Below are 15,565 nucleotides of genomic sequence, written 5' to 3'. Positions count from 1 at the left end.
TCGTCCTAAGCGGGCGCGATGCAGGACCAGCCCGAGACCGCTTTCGAAGACCGCATGATGGCGTGGATCGAACGGCACTGGCGCAGCATGATCTGGCTGCTCTTCCTCGGCACCTGCGTCTATTTCCTCTATTATAAATGGGGCCAGATCCGCTGGCTGGCGCTCAGCGACACCGATGACAATCTGCGCCTCGCCGAGGTCAAGGCCTGGCTCGGCGGGCAGGGCTGGTTCGACCTGCGCCAGTATAAGCTGGCACCGCCCGAGGGGTTGAACGTCCACTGGTCGCGGATCGTCGACTTGCCCATCGCCGGACTGATCCTGCTCTTCCAGCCGCTGTTCGGCGCGTTCACCGCCGAGCGGATCGCGGTCGCGGTCGCGCCGATGCTGGCGCTCGCTCCCGCGCTGTGGGCGCTGGTGATCACGACCCGCCGCATCATCCACCCCCGCGCCTATCCGGTCGCCTTCGCAATCCTGATGTGCGCGCAGACGACCCTGTTCATGTGGATGCCGCTGCGCATCGACCATCATGGCTGGCAGCTGGCGTCGCTGCTGATCGTGGTGGCGGGGATCGCCGACCCGTCCGCCCGGCGCGGCGGTGTGCTCGCCGGGGCGGCGAGTGCCTTCTCGCTCAGCATCGGCCTCGAACTGATCCCGCTGATGGCGGTGGCGGGCGCGTCGATCGCGCTGCGCTGGGCGATCATCGGCGCGCCCGACGACGCCCAGCGGCTGCGCAGCTATGCCGTGTCGCTCGGCGGTGGCTGCGCGATCGGCTTCGCCGCCTTCGCCTCGAACGACAATCGCGCGATGGTCTGCGACGTCCTGTCGCCGGTCTATCTGTCGACCTTGCTGCTGACATCGGCGCTGATGACCGCGCTCAGCTTCCTGCGCGGCGACCGCCGGATGCTGCGGCTGGCGTTGCTGTTCCTCGCTGGCGCGGCCATTGCCGGCTTCTACGCGGTCAGCTTCCCGCAATGCCTGGGACGGCCCGAGGCGATTTCGCCCGAGCTCGAACAGCTCTGGTTCTCGCACATCCGCGAGGTCAAGCCGATCTACGCCAAGCCCTGGCGCGACGCCCTGCAGACGAGCTGGCTGCCGATCATAGGGGCAATCGGCGCGATGCTGGCGGCCTGGCGCTCGCGCGGTACCGCCGCCGGGCCGGTCTGGGCGACGCTGGCGCTGCTCAGCCTGCTGGCAACCGCCGGCCTCGGCTGGCAGTCGCGCTTCGGCCCGCAGGCGCAGCTGCTGGCGGTGTTCGGCGCGACCTGGCTCGGCTGGCTGCTGCTGCCGCGCCTGCTCGATTCGAGCTCCTCGCTCGTCCGCGTCGGCGGGACATTGCTCGTCTTCTTCGCGCTTTCGGGTCAGCTGGCTCAGTTCGCCGCGATGCTGCCCAAGTCGGCCAAGGAGCAGAAGCGCGCGAAGGTCGTCGCCCGCACCGAAGGCAAGCCGCGCCGCTGCGTGACCTTGCCCGCGCTCGCCCAGCTGGACAGGTTGCCTGGCGCGACGATGCTGACCTTCGTCGATCTGGGGCCGCGCCTGATCGCGATCACGAAGCATAGCGCGGTGGCCGGCCCCTATCATCGCAATGGCGCTGCGATCCTCGACGTCCACCACGCCTTCCGCGCGACGTCGCCCGAAGTGGCGCATGAGGTCATGCGGCGGCGGGGTGCGACGATGCTGCTGCTCTGCCCCGGCATGGCGGAATCGACCATCTACCGCGCACGCGCGCCGCAGGGCTTCTACAGCCAGCTGATCGATGGAGCGGTGCCCGACTGGCTGGAACCGGTCGAACTTCCGGCCAATTCGCCCTTCCGGCTCTGGAAGATGGTGCGCTGAGAGATAGCCCGACCCTTGCGGTCAGGCGACGCCGAACGACGTCCTGATCCCGTCGATCACGAATTGCGCGGCAAGCGCGGCGAGCAGCACGCCGAGCACGCGGGTGATCATCGCTTCGAGCTTCGGCCCCAGCACGCGCATCAGGGGCCCGGCGGCGAGCAGCGCAACCAAGGTCAGAGTCAGTACGGCGGCAAGCGCGGCGAGCACGACGAAGGTCTGCGGCAGCCCATGGCTGCGCGAAACGAGCAGCATCACCGTCGCGATCGATCCGGGACCGGCGATCATCGGGATCGCCATCGGGAAGACCGAGATGTCCTCGATTGGCCGGCGCTCCTCGGCCGCCTTGCGGCTGATCTCGTCGGCGCGGCCCTCGCGGCGCTCGGTGCGCTTCTCGAACACCATTTCCAGCGCGATCAGGAACAGCATGATGCCGCCCGCGATGCGGAAGGCATCGAGGCTGATGCCCAAAGTCGCCAGCAACTTCTCGCCGACCAGCGCAAAGACGAGCAGCAGGACGGTGGCGATCACGGTCGAGCGGATCGCCATCGAACGCCGCTGCCCATGCGGTGCGTCGCGCGTCAGGCTGGCGAAGATCGGCGCGCAGCCCGGCGGGTCGATGACCACGAACAGGGTCACGAAAGCCGACAGGAACAGCGCGAGCATGTCGGGCTCGAACAGCGACATTCAGATCGCGTCCGGGGCCAGCGCGACGCCCGTGCGGCGATGCGCGGCGACCAGCGTGTTGCGGAGCAGGACGGCGATCGTCATCGGCCCGACCCCGCCGGGTACCGGCGTGACGGCCGAAGCCACCGCCGCCGCCTCGTCATAGGCGACGTCGCCGACCAGCCGGGTCTTGCCGGGCTCCGCGCCGGGCACGCGGTTGATGCCGACGTCGATCACCACAGCGCCGGGCTTGATCCAGTCGCCGCGCACCATTTCGGGGCGGCCGACCGCCGCGACGACTATGTCCGCGCGCTTGACGACCTCGGGGAGGTCGCGGGTGCGGCTGTGCGCGACGGTGACGGTGCAGCTTTCGGCCAGCAGCAGCTGGGCCATGGGCTTGCCGACAATGTTCGAGCGACCGATTACCACAGCGTTCAGGCCCGACAGATCGCCGATACGGTCCTTGAGCAGCATCAGGCAACCGAGGGGCGTGCAGGGGACATAGCCGGGCTGGCCCACCGCCAGCCGTCCGGCGTTGACGACATGAAAGCCGTCGACGTCCTTGTCGGGATCGATCGTCGCGATCACCTGCTGCTCGTCGAGCGGAGCGGGCAGAGGCAGCTGGACGAGAATCCCATCCACCCGGTCGTCCTCGTTGAGCTGGCGCACGAGTGCCAGAAGCTGGTCCTGCGTCGCATCGGCGGGCAGGCGGTGCTCGAAGCTCTCCATCCCCGCTTCGACGGTCGCCTTGTGCTTCGAGCGGACATAGACCTGGCTCGCGGGATCTTCACCGACCAGCACCACCGCGAGGCCCGGCGCGCGACCAGCCTGATCGCGGAACGGGCCGACCAGCGCCGCTACACGCCCGCGCAGCCCTGCCGCGAATGCCTTGCCGTCGATGATGTCCGCGCTCATGCCTTGTCCCTGACGATGGTTTCGAGTGCGGCCGCGAGACGCGCCGGATCACCCCGTATGTCGAGCCTCTTTAGACGCGATGTGGCGCCGCTGGCCAGAGTCACGTCCCGGCGCGCCACGCCCAGCGCCTTGGCCAGCAGCCGGACGAGCGCCTCATTCGCCGCGCCATCGGAGGGCGCCGCGCAGAGCTTGACCATGAGCCAGCCGCGATCGTCGTCTCCCCGCGCGATCCCTTCGATCGCGTCCCGGCCGGCGCGCGGCGTGACGCGGACGGCGAGCTTCAATCCGTCCGCCGTATGAGTCCAGACCGTCAGACGCCCGCCGAGGCGGCCTGGACGATGCCGTAACCGATCACCATCCGCGCGATATAGATCAGCAGCAGGACGACGAGTGGCGACAGGTCGAGCTGGCCGAAGTCGGGCATGATGCGGCGCACGGGGCGGTAGACGGGCTCGGTAATCTTCTGCAGCGCGAAGAGCACCTGCCGGACGAAGTCGTTATAGGTGTTGATCACATTGAAGGCGACGAGCCAGGACATGATTCCCTGGATGATCACGATCCAGGTGAACACGCCCAGCAGCATGTCCACGATCTGCAACAGGAGAACCAGCATCTAAGCCCCTTCGCGAATGACCCTCATGGCATCACGGCCCGATGTAAGGACGTGCGGGCGATGGGGCAACCGTCAGAGCCGGCCCACGTCGTCCGTGAGTCGAAGAAACCCACGCGATCCGGCAGGCCCAGCGCCTCGGCGAGATTCTTGAGGTCCTCAGCGCGGCGCAGACTGGCCAGCACTTCCTTGCTGTCCTCGGGATCATCATCGTCATCTGACGCGACGCTGGGAACCGATAGCTTAGCGCGTCACCGCCTCTCGTCCGTACAATCCGCAAAGGATTGCGGGTAACCCCGAATGGCGCCCCGCGCCCGCTCAATGCGATGGGAGCATCAACAGGAACGACAGCGGCGGATCAGCGATATCCGCGGGAATTGAGACGGATGCTCGAACGGTTGAAGGATATTTCCCGCCACGCTCTGGCCCGGATCACCGGCCAGTCGGAAGCGAACGACGATGACCGGCGCCGCAGCGAGCGTGTCGAGACGCTGATCTTCGGAACGGTCATGTCGGGCGGCGAGATGGTGCCGGTGCGCGTGCTCGATCTTTCGTCCGGCGGCGCGCGCATCGAACTGCCCGAGGCGCAGGCTATCCGCGATCTGGTCTGGCTGCACTGGCCGCGCCTGGAACGGCTCGGCCGGGTGATGTGGGCGGAGGGCCGGTCGATCGGCGTCAAGTTTGCCCAGCCGCTCGGCCCACAGGAATTGCAATCGATCCTGGCGGCGTAAGTCCCAGATCCTTCCGCCGGCGGTGCTCAGGCCAGCGCGCTGCAGCGGACAGGATGCCGCCGGGGATCCAGTATGTGTAGCATTGCGTAACGCGCCGCTGCCTTAGTGCAGCGCACGCCAGAGGCTGTAGAGGCTGGTCGCGCTCAGGACGATGCCGACCAGCAGCATGAGACGCCTGGCCTCGATCCTCTTCGCGAGAATCGCTCCGAGGGGTGCCGCCAGCAGACCACCGATGATGAGACCGACTGCCGCGATCGAGAAGGCCTCGAGGCCGAGCGTCAGGATGAAGGTCAGCGAGATGGTCGTCGTCAGGAAGAACTCGACGGTGTTGACCGTACCGATCGTGTAACGGGGCTCGGTCCCCTGAACGAGCAGGTTGGACGTGACCACCGGGCCCCAGCCGCCACCGCCGGCCGCGTCGAGAAAGCCGCCGGCAAGTCCCAGCGGCTCGACCACCTTTGCCGCCTTGTAGACGCCACCATGGTTCATCCGCCATGCCCGCCATAGCAGATAGAAGCCGATGCCCGTGAGATAAGCCATGACGAAGGGGCGGGCGACCGAGCCGTCGATGTTGGACAATATATAGGCTCCGGTGATGCCGCCGAGCATGCCTGGCACGACCAGCCGGCTGAACAGCTTCCAGTCGATATTGCGATGATAGACATGGCTGACCGCCGAGGCGGCGGTGGTGAAGCTTTCGACCAGATGGACGCTGGCCGAGGCGCGCGCAGGAGCCACGCCCATCACGCTGACCAACAGGGTGTTGGTGATGACGCCGAACGCCATGCCCAGTGCGCCATCGACCAGCTGGGCGACGAAGCCGACCCCGATGAAGGGCAGGATCGAGTGGACTTGCTCCATCGTGAGTTCGGGCAACACGAACATGGCAGCTTTTCTCCCCTGCATCGGACGATAGGCCGGATGCCGTCCCCGCTATGCCTCCGTCCTTATCTCAATCAAATTAATCGACAAGGCGCGAGCGGGCCAGTTCTTCTTCGCCGGACGCAAGAGAAACTTCGACTTCGCCGCGCGCCGGCACATCAGTCGAAGCGGAAGCCGGATATCATCGTGCCCAATACGGGCTCGCCGTAGATTTTCTTCCCCGGCCCCTGCGAAGCACCCGCCACCACCATCAATGGCAGCAGATGCTCCTCGCGCGGATGGGCGTAGCGTCCGGCCGGGGCCTCTGCCCAGCCGGCCAGCCGTTCTGCACGCCCCTCGGCCGGCCCCTCGACCGCCGCGCCGAGCCAGTCGTCGAACAGGCGCGAAGGGTCTGCCGCTCCGGCCTGTCGATAGGCCTGCATATTGTGGAAGCTCATGCCCGCCCCGACGATCAGCACGCCCTCGTCGCGCAGCGGCTGCAGCGCCGCGCCGGCCTGTGCCGCGAGCAGCGGATCGAGCCCCCGGTCGAGCGACATTTCGACCACCGGTATGTCGGCATCGGGAAAGGCGATCATCAATGGCACGAAGGCGCCGTGGTCGAGGCCGCGATCGAGATCGACGCCGGCGGCCAGCCCGGCGTTGCGCAACAGTGCCGCCGCGCGTTCGGCCAGCGCAGGATCGCCCGGCGCCGGATAGCGCAAGCGATAGGTGTGCTCCGGAAAGCCATGATAGTCGAAGATGAGGTCGGGCCGCACGGTACCGGTCAGCCTGAATCCCTCGGTCTCCCAATGGCCGGTGACGATCAGGATCGCGCGCGGCCGTTCGGGCAGCAGGCCCGGCAGATCGCGCAGGAAGCGCTCCATCCCCGTCCACATGCCCTGCGGATCGTCCATGAAGAAACAGGGGCCACCGCCATGCGGGATGTAAAGGCTGGGCATCGTCATGCGCAGAAGATCGGTCGGCCCGCCGAGCATTGCAAGGCGGCTGTCCCGATCTTCCCCGCAGGGGTCATCGACAGGTCCCGAAGTCCGTGCCAATCCTTGCCGCGCGGCGGCCGGGGGGTCGCCGGCACAAGGAGAGACATTTCATGTTCAGCCACATCATGCTCGGTGCGAACGACATCGCGGCATCCAAGAAATTCTACGACGCCATTCTCGGCGTTCTGGGCGTCGCCCCGGGCGCGGGCGGCGACGACCGCGTGTTCTGGATGACGCCCACCGGCATCTTCGCGATCACCAAGCCGATCAATGGCGAGCCCGCCGGTCCCGGCAATGGCAGCACGATCGGCTTTTCGGTTTCCGGTCCCGAACAGGCCGATGCCTGGCATGCCGCCGGTCTGGCCGCAGGCGGCAGCGCTTGCGAGGATCCGCCCGGTGTGCGTCCCAGCAGCATGGGCGACCTCTATCTCGCCTATCTGCGCGACCCCGCCGGCAACAAGCTCTGCGCTCTGCACCGCATGGGTTGAGGGGGGCTCCCCGGCACCTCGGTGCCGGGGACCTGCTTCAGGCTTCGCGGGAGCGGGCGTCGGCGAAGATGGTCCAGACGCTGATGAACATCGCCGCGATCACCGGCCCCACGACCAGGCCGTGGATCCCGAACACCTCCAGTCCGCCCAGCGTCGTGATCAGCACGACATAGTCGGGCAGGCGCGTGTCGCGGCCGACGAGTATCGGGCGCAGGATATTATCGACCATGCCGATGACGAGCACCCCGACACCGACCAGGATGATCGCCTTCACCACCGCGCCCGTCGCAAGCAGGTAAAGCGCAACCGGCACCCAGACGAGACCGGCGCCCACGGCAGGAATCAAAGAGGCGATACCCATCATCGTGCCGAGCAACAGCGCGCCCTCAAGCCCCAGCGCCCAGATCGCCACGCCGCCCAGCGCGCCCTGGACGATGGCGACGACCATGCTGCCCTTGATCGTCGCGCGGGTCACCACGATGAAGTTCCGGACCAGCGCATTGCGCTGATGCGGTTCGAGCGGCACGGCCTCGACCACCGACTTGCCGAGTTGCTCGCCATCGCGCAGCAGGAAGAAGGCTAGGTAAAGCATCACGCCGATGATCAGCGTGAAATGCAGTGCCTGCTGCCCGACCAGAAGCGCCCGTCCCGCCAGCGCGCCGAAACTGCCGCTGAGCGCTTCGGTCAGCTGGCGCCGCGCCTGATCGAAGTCGGTCCAGCCCGAACGTCGCAGCAGATTCTCGGCCCAATCGGGCAGCGCCGCCGTCATCTGGCCGAACAGCTGGGCCAGATCGATCTGCCCCGACTGCATCTTCGCATAGAAGCTCAGCAACTCATCGATCAGCGCCGAGGCAAGGAACAGCGCCGGCAGCACGACGATCACCGTGATCAGCAAGAGGGTAAGAAACGCTGCCCACCCTTCCTTGCCCGGCATACGCCGCTGCAAGGCCTTGTTGACCGGATAGAAGAGGATGGTGAGCACCAGCGCCCACAGGATCGACCCGAACAGCGGCGCGATCACCACCGCGAAGCCCAGGCTGACGAGCAGGACGATCAGCAGAAACGTCCCCTGCTCATAGCGAATCGGCTTCTGTTCCCCCGCGTCCATTCGTCACTCCCGCCCGGACCCCCGATTTCGGGGATCGCTCCTGTCAGGCAAAATGCCACGGCTTTCGTGACGGTTCCATCGGGCGCATCTTTTCCCGCCGCCAAGGGGGATTACGTGCGGATGCGGATCAGCTGGCCGGCGCGACGGCGTCTGCGATCAGCTTCTTCGCCGGCGCGCCATTCCAGTCCATCGCGCCATAGACGCGCCACAGCTCCTTGCCCTGCGCGTCGTAGAAGACGGTGGTCGGCAGCGTCTCGGTGCCGAGCGCCTGCATCAGGACATTCTGCTGGTCCGAATGCCGCGTCAGCGCCTTGAACCCCTTCTGATCGAAGAAGGGACCGATCACCTTGGCGCCTTCAAGATCCTGGCTGACCGTGATCAGGCGGAAGCGGTCTTCCTCCTGCGCCATGCGGTCGAGCGCGGGCATTTCGGCGACGCAAGGCGCACACCAGGTCGCCCAGAGGTTCACCATCAGCGGCTTGCCGCGAAACTGGGTGAGCGTCGCAGGCCCGCCCTTCTCATCGGCGAAGGGAATGGCCGGCATTTCCTTGCCGCGCTGCGAAATATCGACGCGGCCCACGGATTCGGCGGGAACGCCGCCTTGCGGGGCGTCCTTGGGTTTACTATCGCAGGCGGCCAGCGCCAGAGCGAGGAGACAGGCAATCAACGGCCGCACGAACAACTCCAACAAGATGTGGGGAGGGCGCTTCGCCGAAGGCCCCGCTGCAGTCATGCGCGAGATTAACGCCTCGATCCCGTTCGACAAGCGGCTTTGGCAACAGGACATCGCCGGGTCGAAGGCGCATGTCGCCATGCTGGCCGCGCAGAAGATCGTGACCGACGCCGACGCCGCCGAGATCACCCGCGGCCTGGACGCGGTCGCCGCCGAATATGCCGAGAAGGGCGTACCAGTGGACCTCGCGCTGGAGGACATCCACATGGCGACCGAGGGCCGGCTGGCGGAGCTGATCGGCGCGCCCGCAGGACGCCTTCACACCGCACGGTCGCGCAACGACCAGGTCGCGACCGATTTCAAGCTGTGGGTCCGTGACGCGATCGACGCGGTCGATGCCGGGCTTCAGGCGCTGCAGGTCGCGCTGGTGACACGCGCCGACGAGCATGCCGCCAGCGTGATGCCAGGCTTCACCCATCTCCAGGTCGCCCAGCCGGTAACGCTCGGCCACCATCTGATGGCCTATTATGAGATGATCGGCCGCGACCGCAGCCGCTTCGCCGACGCGCGCAAGCGGCTCAACCGCTGCCCGCTCGGCGCGGCAGCACTCGCGGGCACCGGCTTTCCGATCGACCGGCACAGGACCGCAGAAGCGCTGGGCTTCGAAGGCCCGACAGACAACAGCCTCGATTCGGTCAGCGACCGGGATTTCGCACTCGACTATCTGATGGCGGCGACCCAGCTCAGCCTGCATCTGTCGCGGCTGGCGGAGGAGTTCATCATCTGGGCGAGCCAGCCCTATGGCTTCGTCAAGCTGCCCGACAGCTATTCGACCGGCTCCTCGATCATGCCGCAGAAGCGCAACCCCGACGCGGCGGAACTGGTGCGCGGCCATTCGGGGCGCATCGCCGGCTGCATGACCGCGCTGGTGATGACGATGAAGGGCCTGCCGCTCGCTTATTCGAAGGACATGCAGGACGATAAGCCGCCCGTTTTCGAGGCGCACGACCTGCTTGCCCTGTCGATCGCGGCGATGACCGGGATGATCGAAACCGCCACCTTCGTCGCCCCACGCCTGCGCCAGGCGGCCGAGCAAGGCTTCTCGACCGCGACCGACCTCGCCGACTGGCTGGTCCGCGTCGCCGACATCCCCTTCCGCGAGGCGCACCACATCACCGGTACCGCCGTGAAGCTGGCCGAACGCGAGGGGCTGGCGCTCGACAAGCTGCCGATCGAGGCGCTGAAATCGATCGACGAGCGGATCGACGAGCGCGTCTATCAGGCGCTGTCGGTCGATGCCTCGGTCGAGAGCCGGTCGAGCCATGGCGGCACCGCGCCGTCACAGGTGCGCCTGCGCATCGCAGAGGCCAAGGCACGCCTGGGACTGGCGGCATGAGCGCGCGCCGCTACGCCGCCGGCGCCGCTGCCATCGCGCTGCTGCTGCTCGCCGGATGCGGCAAGCGAGACGCGCTGCGGCCGCCGGAGGGTCAGGCCCTGCCGCCCAAGCCGGCGACGGCGGCGACCCAGCCGACGGTGCAGGACTTGCTGACCCCGCCGGTCGAATCGCGGCCGGTGCGCAGCGACGACGTGCTGCGCCGTTCCGAAGAGCGGCCGGACGACCGCTTCAATCTGCCGCCGCCGGGCTGATCGCCGCTCCGGCAGAGGACAACCACATAGCCGCTGCCGGCCGAACCCGGCCTGCGGCCTTTTGCGGGCATGGCCCGCTCGCGCGACAACGGGGACGAGATGGACCATTTCGAGCTGAAGGACGGCGTGATGCATGCCGAGGGCGTGCCGCTGCCGGCGATCGCGGAGGCGGTCGGCACTCCGGTCTATGTCTATTCCTCGGCGACGATCGCCCGCCATGTCGCGGTGTTCCGCGAGGCGCTGGCGCAGGTCGAATCGGGACCGCAAGGACCGCTGATCGCCTTTGCGGTGAAGGCCAACCCCAACAAGGCGGTGCTGGCGACGCTCGCCGGCCTCGGCCTCGGCGCCGACGTGGTGTCGGGCGGCGAGTTGCTGCGCGCCCGAGCGGCCGGCATTCCTGCCGAAAAGATCGTCTTCTCCGGCGTCGGCAAGACTGCCGACGAGATGCGGCTTGCCCTGTCCGAGGGCATCTTCCAGTTCAACATCGAGTCCGAGCCCGAAGCCGAAATGCTGTCGGAGGTCGCCTCCGCCCTGGGCGTCGAGGCGCCGATCGCCTTCCGGATCAACCCTAATGTCGTCGCCGGCACCCATGCCAAGATCTCGACCGGCGGGTCGGAGGACAAGTTCGGCGTCGCCTATGACCGCGCGCTTGCCGCTTATGCCCGCGCAGCCGAACTGCCCGGCCTGACGGTGCGGGGCGTGGCGGTCCATATCGGCAGCCAGCTGACCGATCTCGCCCCGTCGCGTGCTGCCTTCGAGAAGATCGGCGCGCTGATCGCCGATCTTCGCGCCGCCGGCCATGCGATCGTCACGGCCGACCTCGGCGGTGGGCTCGGGGTGCCTTATGATCCCGCCAAGCCCGTCCCGCCGCTGCCCGCCGCTTATGGCGCGATGGTGCGCGAGGTGACGGCGGGCTGGGACGTGCGCCTGCTGTTCGAGCCGGGCCGCGTGATCGTCGGCAATGCCGGCGTGCTGCTTACCCGAGTCATCCGGGTGAAACAGGGCGTGACCGATCCTTTCGTGATCGTCGACGCCGCGATGAACGATCTGATGCGGCCGAGCCTCTACGACGCCTGGCACGATATCCGCAGCGTTACGCCGAACGGTGCCGACATGACGGCGAACATCGTCGGCCCTATCTGTGAAAGCGGCGACACTTTCGCCAAGAAGCGCGTCATGGATGCAGTCGAGCCGGGCGATCTGGTGAGCTTCATGACGGCGGGCGCCTATGGCGCGACCATGGGCAACACCTATAACAGCCGCGCGTTGACCCCCGAGGTGCTGGTTCGAGGCGACGACTGGGCGGTGGTGCGCGAGCGCCAGCCGATCGAGGCCCTGATCGCCGCCGACCAGCTTCCGCCGTGGATCTGAGGGAGAGAAGATGAAACCCGTTCGCAAGGCGATCTTCCCGGTCGCGGGCTTCGGAACCCGCTTCCTGCCGGCCACCAAGGCCGTGCCCAAGGAGATGCTGCCGGTAGTCGACCGCCCGCTGATCCAATATGCGGTCGACGAGGCCCGTGCTGCCGGCATCGAGCAGATGATCTTCGTCACCGGTCGCAACAAATATGCGATCGAGGACTATTTCGACTCCGCCTATGAGATCGAAAGCGATCTGGCGGCCAAGAACAAGACCGAATTCCTCGACCGGCTCGAAGCCACCCGGCTGACGCCCGGCCATGCAGCCTTCATCCGCCAGCAGCAGATGCTGGGCCTCGGCCACGCCGTCGCCTGCGCACGCGACCTGGTCGGCGACGAGCCCTTCGCCGTGCTGCTGCCCGACGAGCTTCTTTGGAACCCGGCGGCCCCCTGCCTGCAGCAGATGGTCGAAACCTATGACGCCAAGGGCGGCAATGTCGTCGCGGTGCTCGAAGTGCCCGACGAACACACCCATCGTTATGGCATCGTCGATCCGGGGGCCTGCGAAGGCGCCGTGACCGAGGTTCTCCGCATGGTCGAGAAGCCTGCGGCGGGGACCGCACCGTCGCGCCTCGCAATCGTCGGCCGCTACATCCTCCAGCCCGAAATCTTCGCGCTGCTCGACAAGGGCGAGCGTGGCGCGGGCGGGGAGATCCAGCTGACCGACGCCATGGCCAAGCTGATCGGTACCCAGCCCTTCCACGCGCTGACCTTCGACGGCGAGCGGCATGATTGCGGCGACAATGCCGGCTTCATCCAGGCCAATATCGCGCTGGCCCTCGAACGGCCCGAACTGCGCGAGTCGATCCGGGCCTTCCTCAAGACGCTGGCCTGACGCGGCGGCCGCTCGCCGCGGCCTCAGGCAAACTCCTCGGTGGTCACCGTCGCCTGCATGGCGGGGCCATAACGGCTGCCTGCCACCGTCCGCTCGTTGATCAGCGCGTCGAGCTCGGCCATCCGCCCGGCGTCGAGCCGCACGTCCACGGTGCCCATATTCTCTTCCAGATGGGCGATGCTGCTCGTGCCGGGGATCAGGACAAGCGTCGGATCGCGGTGCAGCAGCCACGCCATCGACAGCTGCGCCGGGGTGCAGCCCAGCTCGGCCGCGATATCCGCGAATTGGCGCAGAAGCTCCAGATTATGGCTGAGATTGGGCTCCTGGAAGCGCGGCATCGTCCCGCGCAGATCGCCTTCGGCCGGCTGCCAGCCCGGCGCCATCGCCCCCGCCAGAAAACCACGCCCGACCGGCGAGAAGGCAACGAAGGTCGTGCCGAGCTGATGACAGGCATCGAGCACCGCGATCTCGGGGTTGCGCGTCCACAGCGAATATTCGGTCTGGAGCGCGGCGATCGGATGAACGCCATGCGCGCGGCGCAGCTGATCGGCCGAGCATTCCGACAGGCCGATCGAACCGATCTTGCCCGCCGCGACCGCCTTCGCCAGCGCCCCCACCGACTCCTCGATCGGGGTCTTGGGGTCGGGCCGGTGAAGATAATAAAGGTCGATATGGTCGAGGCCGAGCCGCTGGAGGCTCTTGTCGAGCGTCTCCGCGATCGAGGCGGGCGATCCGTCCACGGCGCGCGGATTGTCCGGCGTGATGCGAAACCCGCACTTGGAGGCGAGGACGAACTCGCTGCGGCGCGCCTTCAGCGTGCGGGCCACCAGGGTCTCGTTATGCCCGTTGCCGTAGATCGCCGCCGTATCGAGGAAGTCGACGCCCAGATCGAGCGCACGATGCAGCAGGCGCTCCGATTCGGCTTCGTCGGGCTGGGGTCCATAGGCAGCACTCAGGCTCATGCAGCCCAGGCCCATGGGATTGACCGAAAAGGGGCCGACTGCGCGCTTCGCCTGCATCATTATCTCCTCTTGTCCTGAAGCGGGTCTGCCACGGCGGAAGCGGCTTGGCAAAATGGGCGGTGCGGGCGACAAGCGGATCATGCACAGCCTGCCGCTTTTCCTGTCGTTGCAAGGACGTCCCGTGATCCTGATCGGCGAAGGGCCGGCCGCCGACGCCAAGCGAAGGCTGATCGAGCGCGCCGGAGCGATCCCGGTCGGCGAAGATGACAGTGCCGCCCGGATCGCCTTCGTCGCCTGTGAGGATGCGGAGGAGGGAGACGCCGTCGCGGCCCGGCTCAAGGCGCGCGGCCTGCTCGTCAACGTCGTCGACCGGCCCGCTCTGTGCGACTTCACCACGCCCGCCATCGTCGACCGGGATCCGGTCATCGTCGCGATCGGCACCGGTGGCCGCTCCGCCGGTCTGGGCAAGGTGCTGCGCCAGCGGCTGGAGACGCTGTTGCCCGCCGGGCTGGGGCGGCTCGCCGACGCGCTGTACGAAGGCCGCGAGGCGATCCGCCGCCGATGGCCGGCCCCCGACGACCGACGACGCGCCATAGACGCCGGGCTGGCGGAAGGCGGGCCGATCGATCCTTTTCGGGACGGCGCCGCAGCCTCGGTCGAGCACTGGCTCAAGGCCGAGGCCGCCGAGGTCGGTGACCGGCTCGTGCGTATCCGGCTCCGTTCGGATCATCCCGACGATCTGACGCTGCGCGAAGCCCGGCTGCTGGGCCAGGCCGATCGCATCTTCCACCGCGCCGATATCGCCCCCGCCATCCTTCACCGCGCCCGCGCCGATGCCGAGCGTATGGCCTGCGATGCGCCTCCATCCGCGCCGGGCCCCGGCCTGTCGCTCGATCTGGAGAGGGTGCGATGACGCCGGGATGGTCGATCGGCGAGGATGTGGCGCCGTTCCGCTGGGTTCACATAGACGGCCGCGAGAACGAGGCGTCGGCCGCGCTCGACCGAGCCGACATGGCACTGCCGGATACCGTGCGCCAGAATCTGCTGGCGATGGAAACCCGGCCCCGCTGCCAGTCGATGGGCGAGGGCGTGTTGATCAATCTGCGCGGCCTGCGCCTCCACCCCGATGACGACGGCGATGCGCTCGTCTCGATCCGCATGTGGGCCGAGCGGGGGCGCGTCGTCTCGGTCTGCTTTCGCCAGTTGGCGGGGCTCGACGAACTGCGTCAGCGGATGGAGCAGGGGGCCTATTGCGATCCCGGTGATCTGATCGCCGCTCTGGCGCTGGAGATCAGCCACAGGCTCGATCCGGTCGTCGCCGATCTCGGCGACCAGGTCGACGAATGCGAGCTCTCCCTGTCGGGCGACACGCTTCATCTCCGCCGCCACATAGCCCGCGCGCGATCGGCTGCGATCGGCTATCGCCGCTTCATCGTGCCCCAGCGACAGGCGCTGGAAGCGATGGCGCAGCTGCCGCAGGACTGGCTGGAGGATGACGACCGGGTCCACCTCCGCGAAGCGGCAGACCGGTTCGCGCGGATGAGCGAGGAGCTCGAGGCGGTGCGCGAGCGGTCGGCGCTTCTGCACGAGCAGATCACCGACCTGCGCGCAGAGAAGATCGACCGCCGGTCACTGATCGTCGCGATCGTCGCGCTGATCTTCCTGCCTCTGACCTTCGTCACCGGGCTGTTCGGCATGAATGTCGACGGCATACCCTATGCCCATCATCCCGCCTCCTTCTGGGTCGTGACGGGGTTCAGCCTGTTCGTAGGGCTGGCGGTGGGGCTGGCCTTCGTCGCGGCCCGCTGGTTCCGGGTCTGAGGAT

The 15,565-nt window shown here is 67.5% G+C and carries 18 protein-coding genes; 9 read left to right on the top strand and 9 right to left on the bottom strand.

Going from position 1 to position 15,565, the window contains the following annotated elements; all coding sequences use genetic code 11:
* Nucleotides 1–18 precede the first annotated feature (18 nt).
* Nucleotides 19–1,833, top strand: a complete 1,815-nt coding sequence (locus KAY22_RS00225; protein WP_296618650.1) for an AcrB/AcrD/AcrF family protein — start codon at nucleotides 19–21, stop codon at nucleotides 1,831–1,833.
* A 21-nt stretch (nucleotides 1,834–1,854) separates the two neighbouring features.
* On the opposite strand, the gene KAY22_RS00220 is transcribed toward KAY22_RS00225, so the two are convergent.
* Genes KAY22_RS00220 through KAY22_RS00205 form a run of 4 tightly spaced genes read right to left on the bottom strand, consistent with a single transcriptional unit; the run spans nucleotide 1,855 to nucleotide 4,024 of the window.
* Complete coding sequence (locus KAY22_RS00220; RefSeq protein WP_296618799.1) at nucleotides 1,855–2,496, bottom strand: MarC family protein; 642 nt, start codon at nucleotides 2,494–2,496, stop codon at nucleotides 1,855–1,857.
* Between the two features lie 21 nt (nucleotides 2,497–2,517).
* Nucleotides 2,518–3,411, bottom strand: a complete 894-nt coding sequence (gene folD, locus KAY22_RS00215; protein WP_296618646.1) for a bifunctional methylenetetrahydrofolate dehydrogenase/methenyltetrahydrofolate cyclohydrolase FolD — start codon at nucleotides 3,409–3,411, stop codon at nucleotides 2,518–2,520.
* The gene (locus KAY22_RS00210) at nucleotides 3,408–3,695 is read right to left on the bottom strand and encodes a DUF167 family protein (protein ID WP_296618643.1); all 288 of its coding nucleotides are present in this window, start codon (nucleotides 3,693–3,695) and stop codon (nucleotides 3,408–3,410) included. The genes folD and KAY22_RS00210 overlap by 4 nt, the downstream gene beginning before the upstream one ends.
* Before the next feature lie 26 nt (nucleotides 3,696–3,721).
* Nucleotides 3,722–4,024 (bottom strand): YggT family protein, encoded by a 303-nt coding sequence (locus KAY22_RS00205; RefSeq protein WP_296618640.1) that lies wholly within the window; start codon nucleotides 4,022–4,024, stop codon nucleotides 3,722–3,724.
* A gap of 383 nt (nucleotides 4,025–4,407) precedes the next feature.
* Between KAY22_RS00205 and KAY22_RS00200 the strand changes: the two genes are divergently transcribed.
* On the top strand, nucleotides 4,408–4,752 hold the full coding sequence (locus KAY22_RS00200) for a PilZ domain-containing protein (RefSeq protein WP_296618637.1): 345 nt from the start codon (nucleotides 4,408–4,410) through the stop codon (nucleotides 4,750–4,752).
* A 102-nt stretch (nucleotides 4,753–4,854) separates the two neighbouring features.
* Here KAY22_RS00200 and KAY22_RS00195 read toward each other — a convergent pair whose 3' ends face one another.
* Together KAY22_RS00195 and KAY22_RS00190 are read right to left on the bottom strand one after the other, a co-directional pair.
* Nucleotides 4,855–5,637, bottom strand: a complete 783-nt coding sequence (locus KAY22_RS00195; protein ID WP_296618634.1) for a sulfite exporter TauE/SafE family protein — start codon at nucleotides 5,635–5,637, stop codon at nucleotides 4,855–4,857.
* 155 nt (nucleotides 5,638–5,792) lie between these two features.
* Nucleotides 5,793–6,578 carry a class III extradiol ring-cleavage dioxygenase gene (locus tag KAY22_RS00190; RefSeq protein ID WP_296618633.1) on the bottom strand — a complete coding sequence of 262 codons (786 nt, stop codon included), beginning with the start codon at nucleotides 6,576–6,578 and terminating at the stop codon, nucleotides 5,793–5,795.
* Nucleotides 6,579–6,721: 143 nt separating this feature from the next.
* On the opposite strand from KAY22_RS00190, the gene KAY22_RS00185 reads away from it, so the two are divergent.
* Nucleotides 6,722–7,099 (top strand): VOC family protein, encoded by a 378-nt coding sequence (locus KAY22_RS00185; protein ID WP_165323448.1) that lies wholly within the window; start codon nucleotides 6,722–6,724, stop codon nucleotides 7,097–7,099.
* 37 nt (nucleotides 7,100–7,136) lie between these two features.
* Here KAY22_RS00185 and KAY22_RS00180 read toward each other — a convergent pair whose 3' ends face one another.
* Nucleotides 7,137–8,207 carry an AI-2E family transporter gene (locus KAY22_RS00180; protein WP_296618627.1) on the bottom strand — a complete coding sequence of 357 codons (1,071 nt, stop codon included), beginning with the start codon at nucleotides 8,205–8,207 and terminating at the stop codon, nucleotides 7,137–7,139.
* Between the two features lie 127 nt (nucleotides 8,208–8,334).
* Nucleotides 8,335–8,883: a TlpA disulfide reductase family protein gene (locus tag KAY22_RS00175; RefSeq protein ID WP_296618624.1), complete on the bottom strand. Its 549-nt coding sequence runs from the start codon at nucleotides 8,881–8,883 to the stop codon at nucleotides 8,335–8,337.
* 16 nt (nucleotides 8,884–8,899) lie between these two features.
* Between KAY22_RS00175 and argH the strand changes: the two genes are divergently transcribed.
* From argH to galU, 4 genes are all read left to right on the top strand, one after another.
* Nucleotides 8,900–10,276, top strand: coding sequence for an argininosuccinate lyase (gene argH / locus KAY22_RS00170; protein ID WP_296618621.1), 1,377 nt, complete (start codon nucleotides 8,900–8,902; stop codon nucleotides 10,274–10,276).
* Nucleotides 10,273–10,527, top strand: coding sequence for a hypothetical protein (locus KAY22_RS00165; RefSeq protein ID WP_296618618.1), 255 nt, complete (start codon nucleotides 10,273–10,275; stop codon nucleotides 10,525–10,527). The genes argH and KAY22_RS00165 overlap by 4 nt, the downstream gene beginning before the upstream one ends.
* Before the next feature lie 99 nt (nucleotides 10,528–10,626).
* On the top strand, nucleotides 10,627–11,898 hold the full coding sequence (lysA, locus tag KAY22_RS00160; protein ID WP_296618616.1) for a diaminopimelate decarboxylase: 1,272 nt from the start codon (nucleotides 10,627–10,629) through the stop codon (nucleotides 11,896–11,898).
* A 10-nt stretch (nucleotides 11,899–11,908) separates the two neighbouring features.
* The gene (gene galU, locus KAY22_RS00155) at nucleotides 11,909–12,778 is read left to right on the top strand and encodes a UTP--glucose-1-phosphate uridylyltransferase GalU (RefSeq protein ID WP_296618614.1); all 870 of its coding nucleotides are present in this window, start codon (nucleotides 11,909–11,911) and stop codon (nucleotides 12,776–12,778) included.
* Nucleotides 12,779–12,801: 23 nt separating this feature from the next.
* On the opposite strand, the gene KAY22_RS00150 is transcribed toward galU, so the two are convergent.
* Entirely contained in the window at nucleotides 12,802–13,797 is a 996-nt protein-coding gene (locus tag KAY22_RS00150; RefSeq protein ID WP_296618797.1) for an aldo/keto reductase, read from the bottom strand.
* Between the two features lie 82 nt (nucleotides 13,798–13,879).
* Between KAY22_RS00150 and KAY22_RS00145 the strand changes: the two genes are divergently transcribed.
* Both KAY22_RS00145 and KAY22_RS00140 read left to right on the top strand, forming a co-directional pair.
* Nucleotides 13,880–14,653 (top strand): NAD(P)-dependent oxidoreductase, encoded by a 774-nt coding sequence (locus KAY22_RS00145; RefSeq protein ID WP_296618795.1) that lies wholly within the window; start codon nucleotides 13,880–13,882, stop codon nucleotides 14,651–14,653.
* Nucleotides 14,650–15,561 carry a zinc transporter ZntB gene (locus tag KAY22_RS00140; protein ID WP_296618611.1) on the top strand — a complete coding sequence of 304 codons (912 nt, stop codon included), beginning with the start codon at nucleotides 14,650–14,652 and terminating at the stop codon, nucleotides 15,559–15,561. The genes KAY22_RS00145 and KAY22_RS00140 overlap by 4 nt, the downstream gene beginning before the upstream one ends.
* The last annotated feature ends 4 nt before the right edge of the window (nucleotides 15,562–15,565 follow it).

The organism is Rhizorhabdus sp. (assembly GCF_018006725.1).
GTDB lineage: Bacteria > Pseudomonadota > Alphaproteobacteria > Sphingomonadales > Sphingomonadaceae > Rhizorhabdus.
Note: the sequence above shows the minus strand (reverse complement) of the source record. Positions and strands in the feature narration are given on the sequence as shown.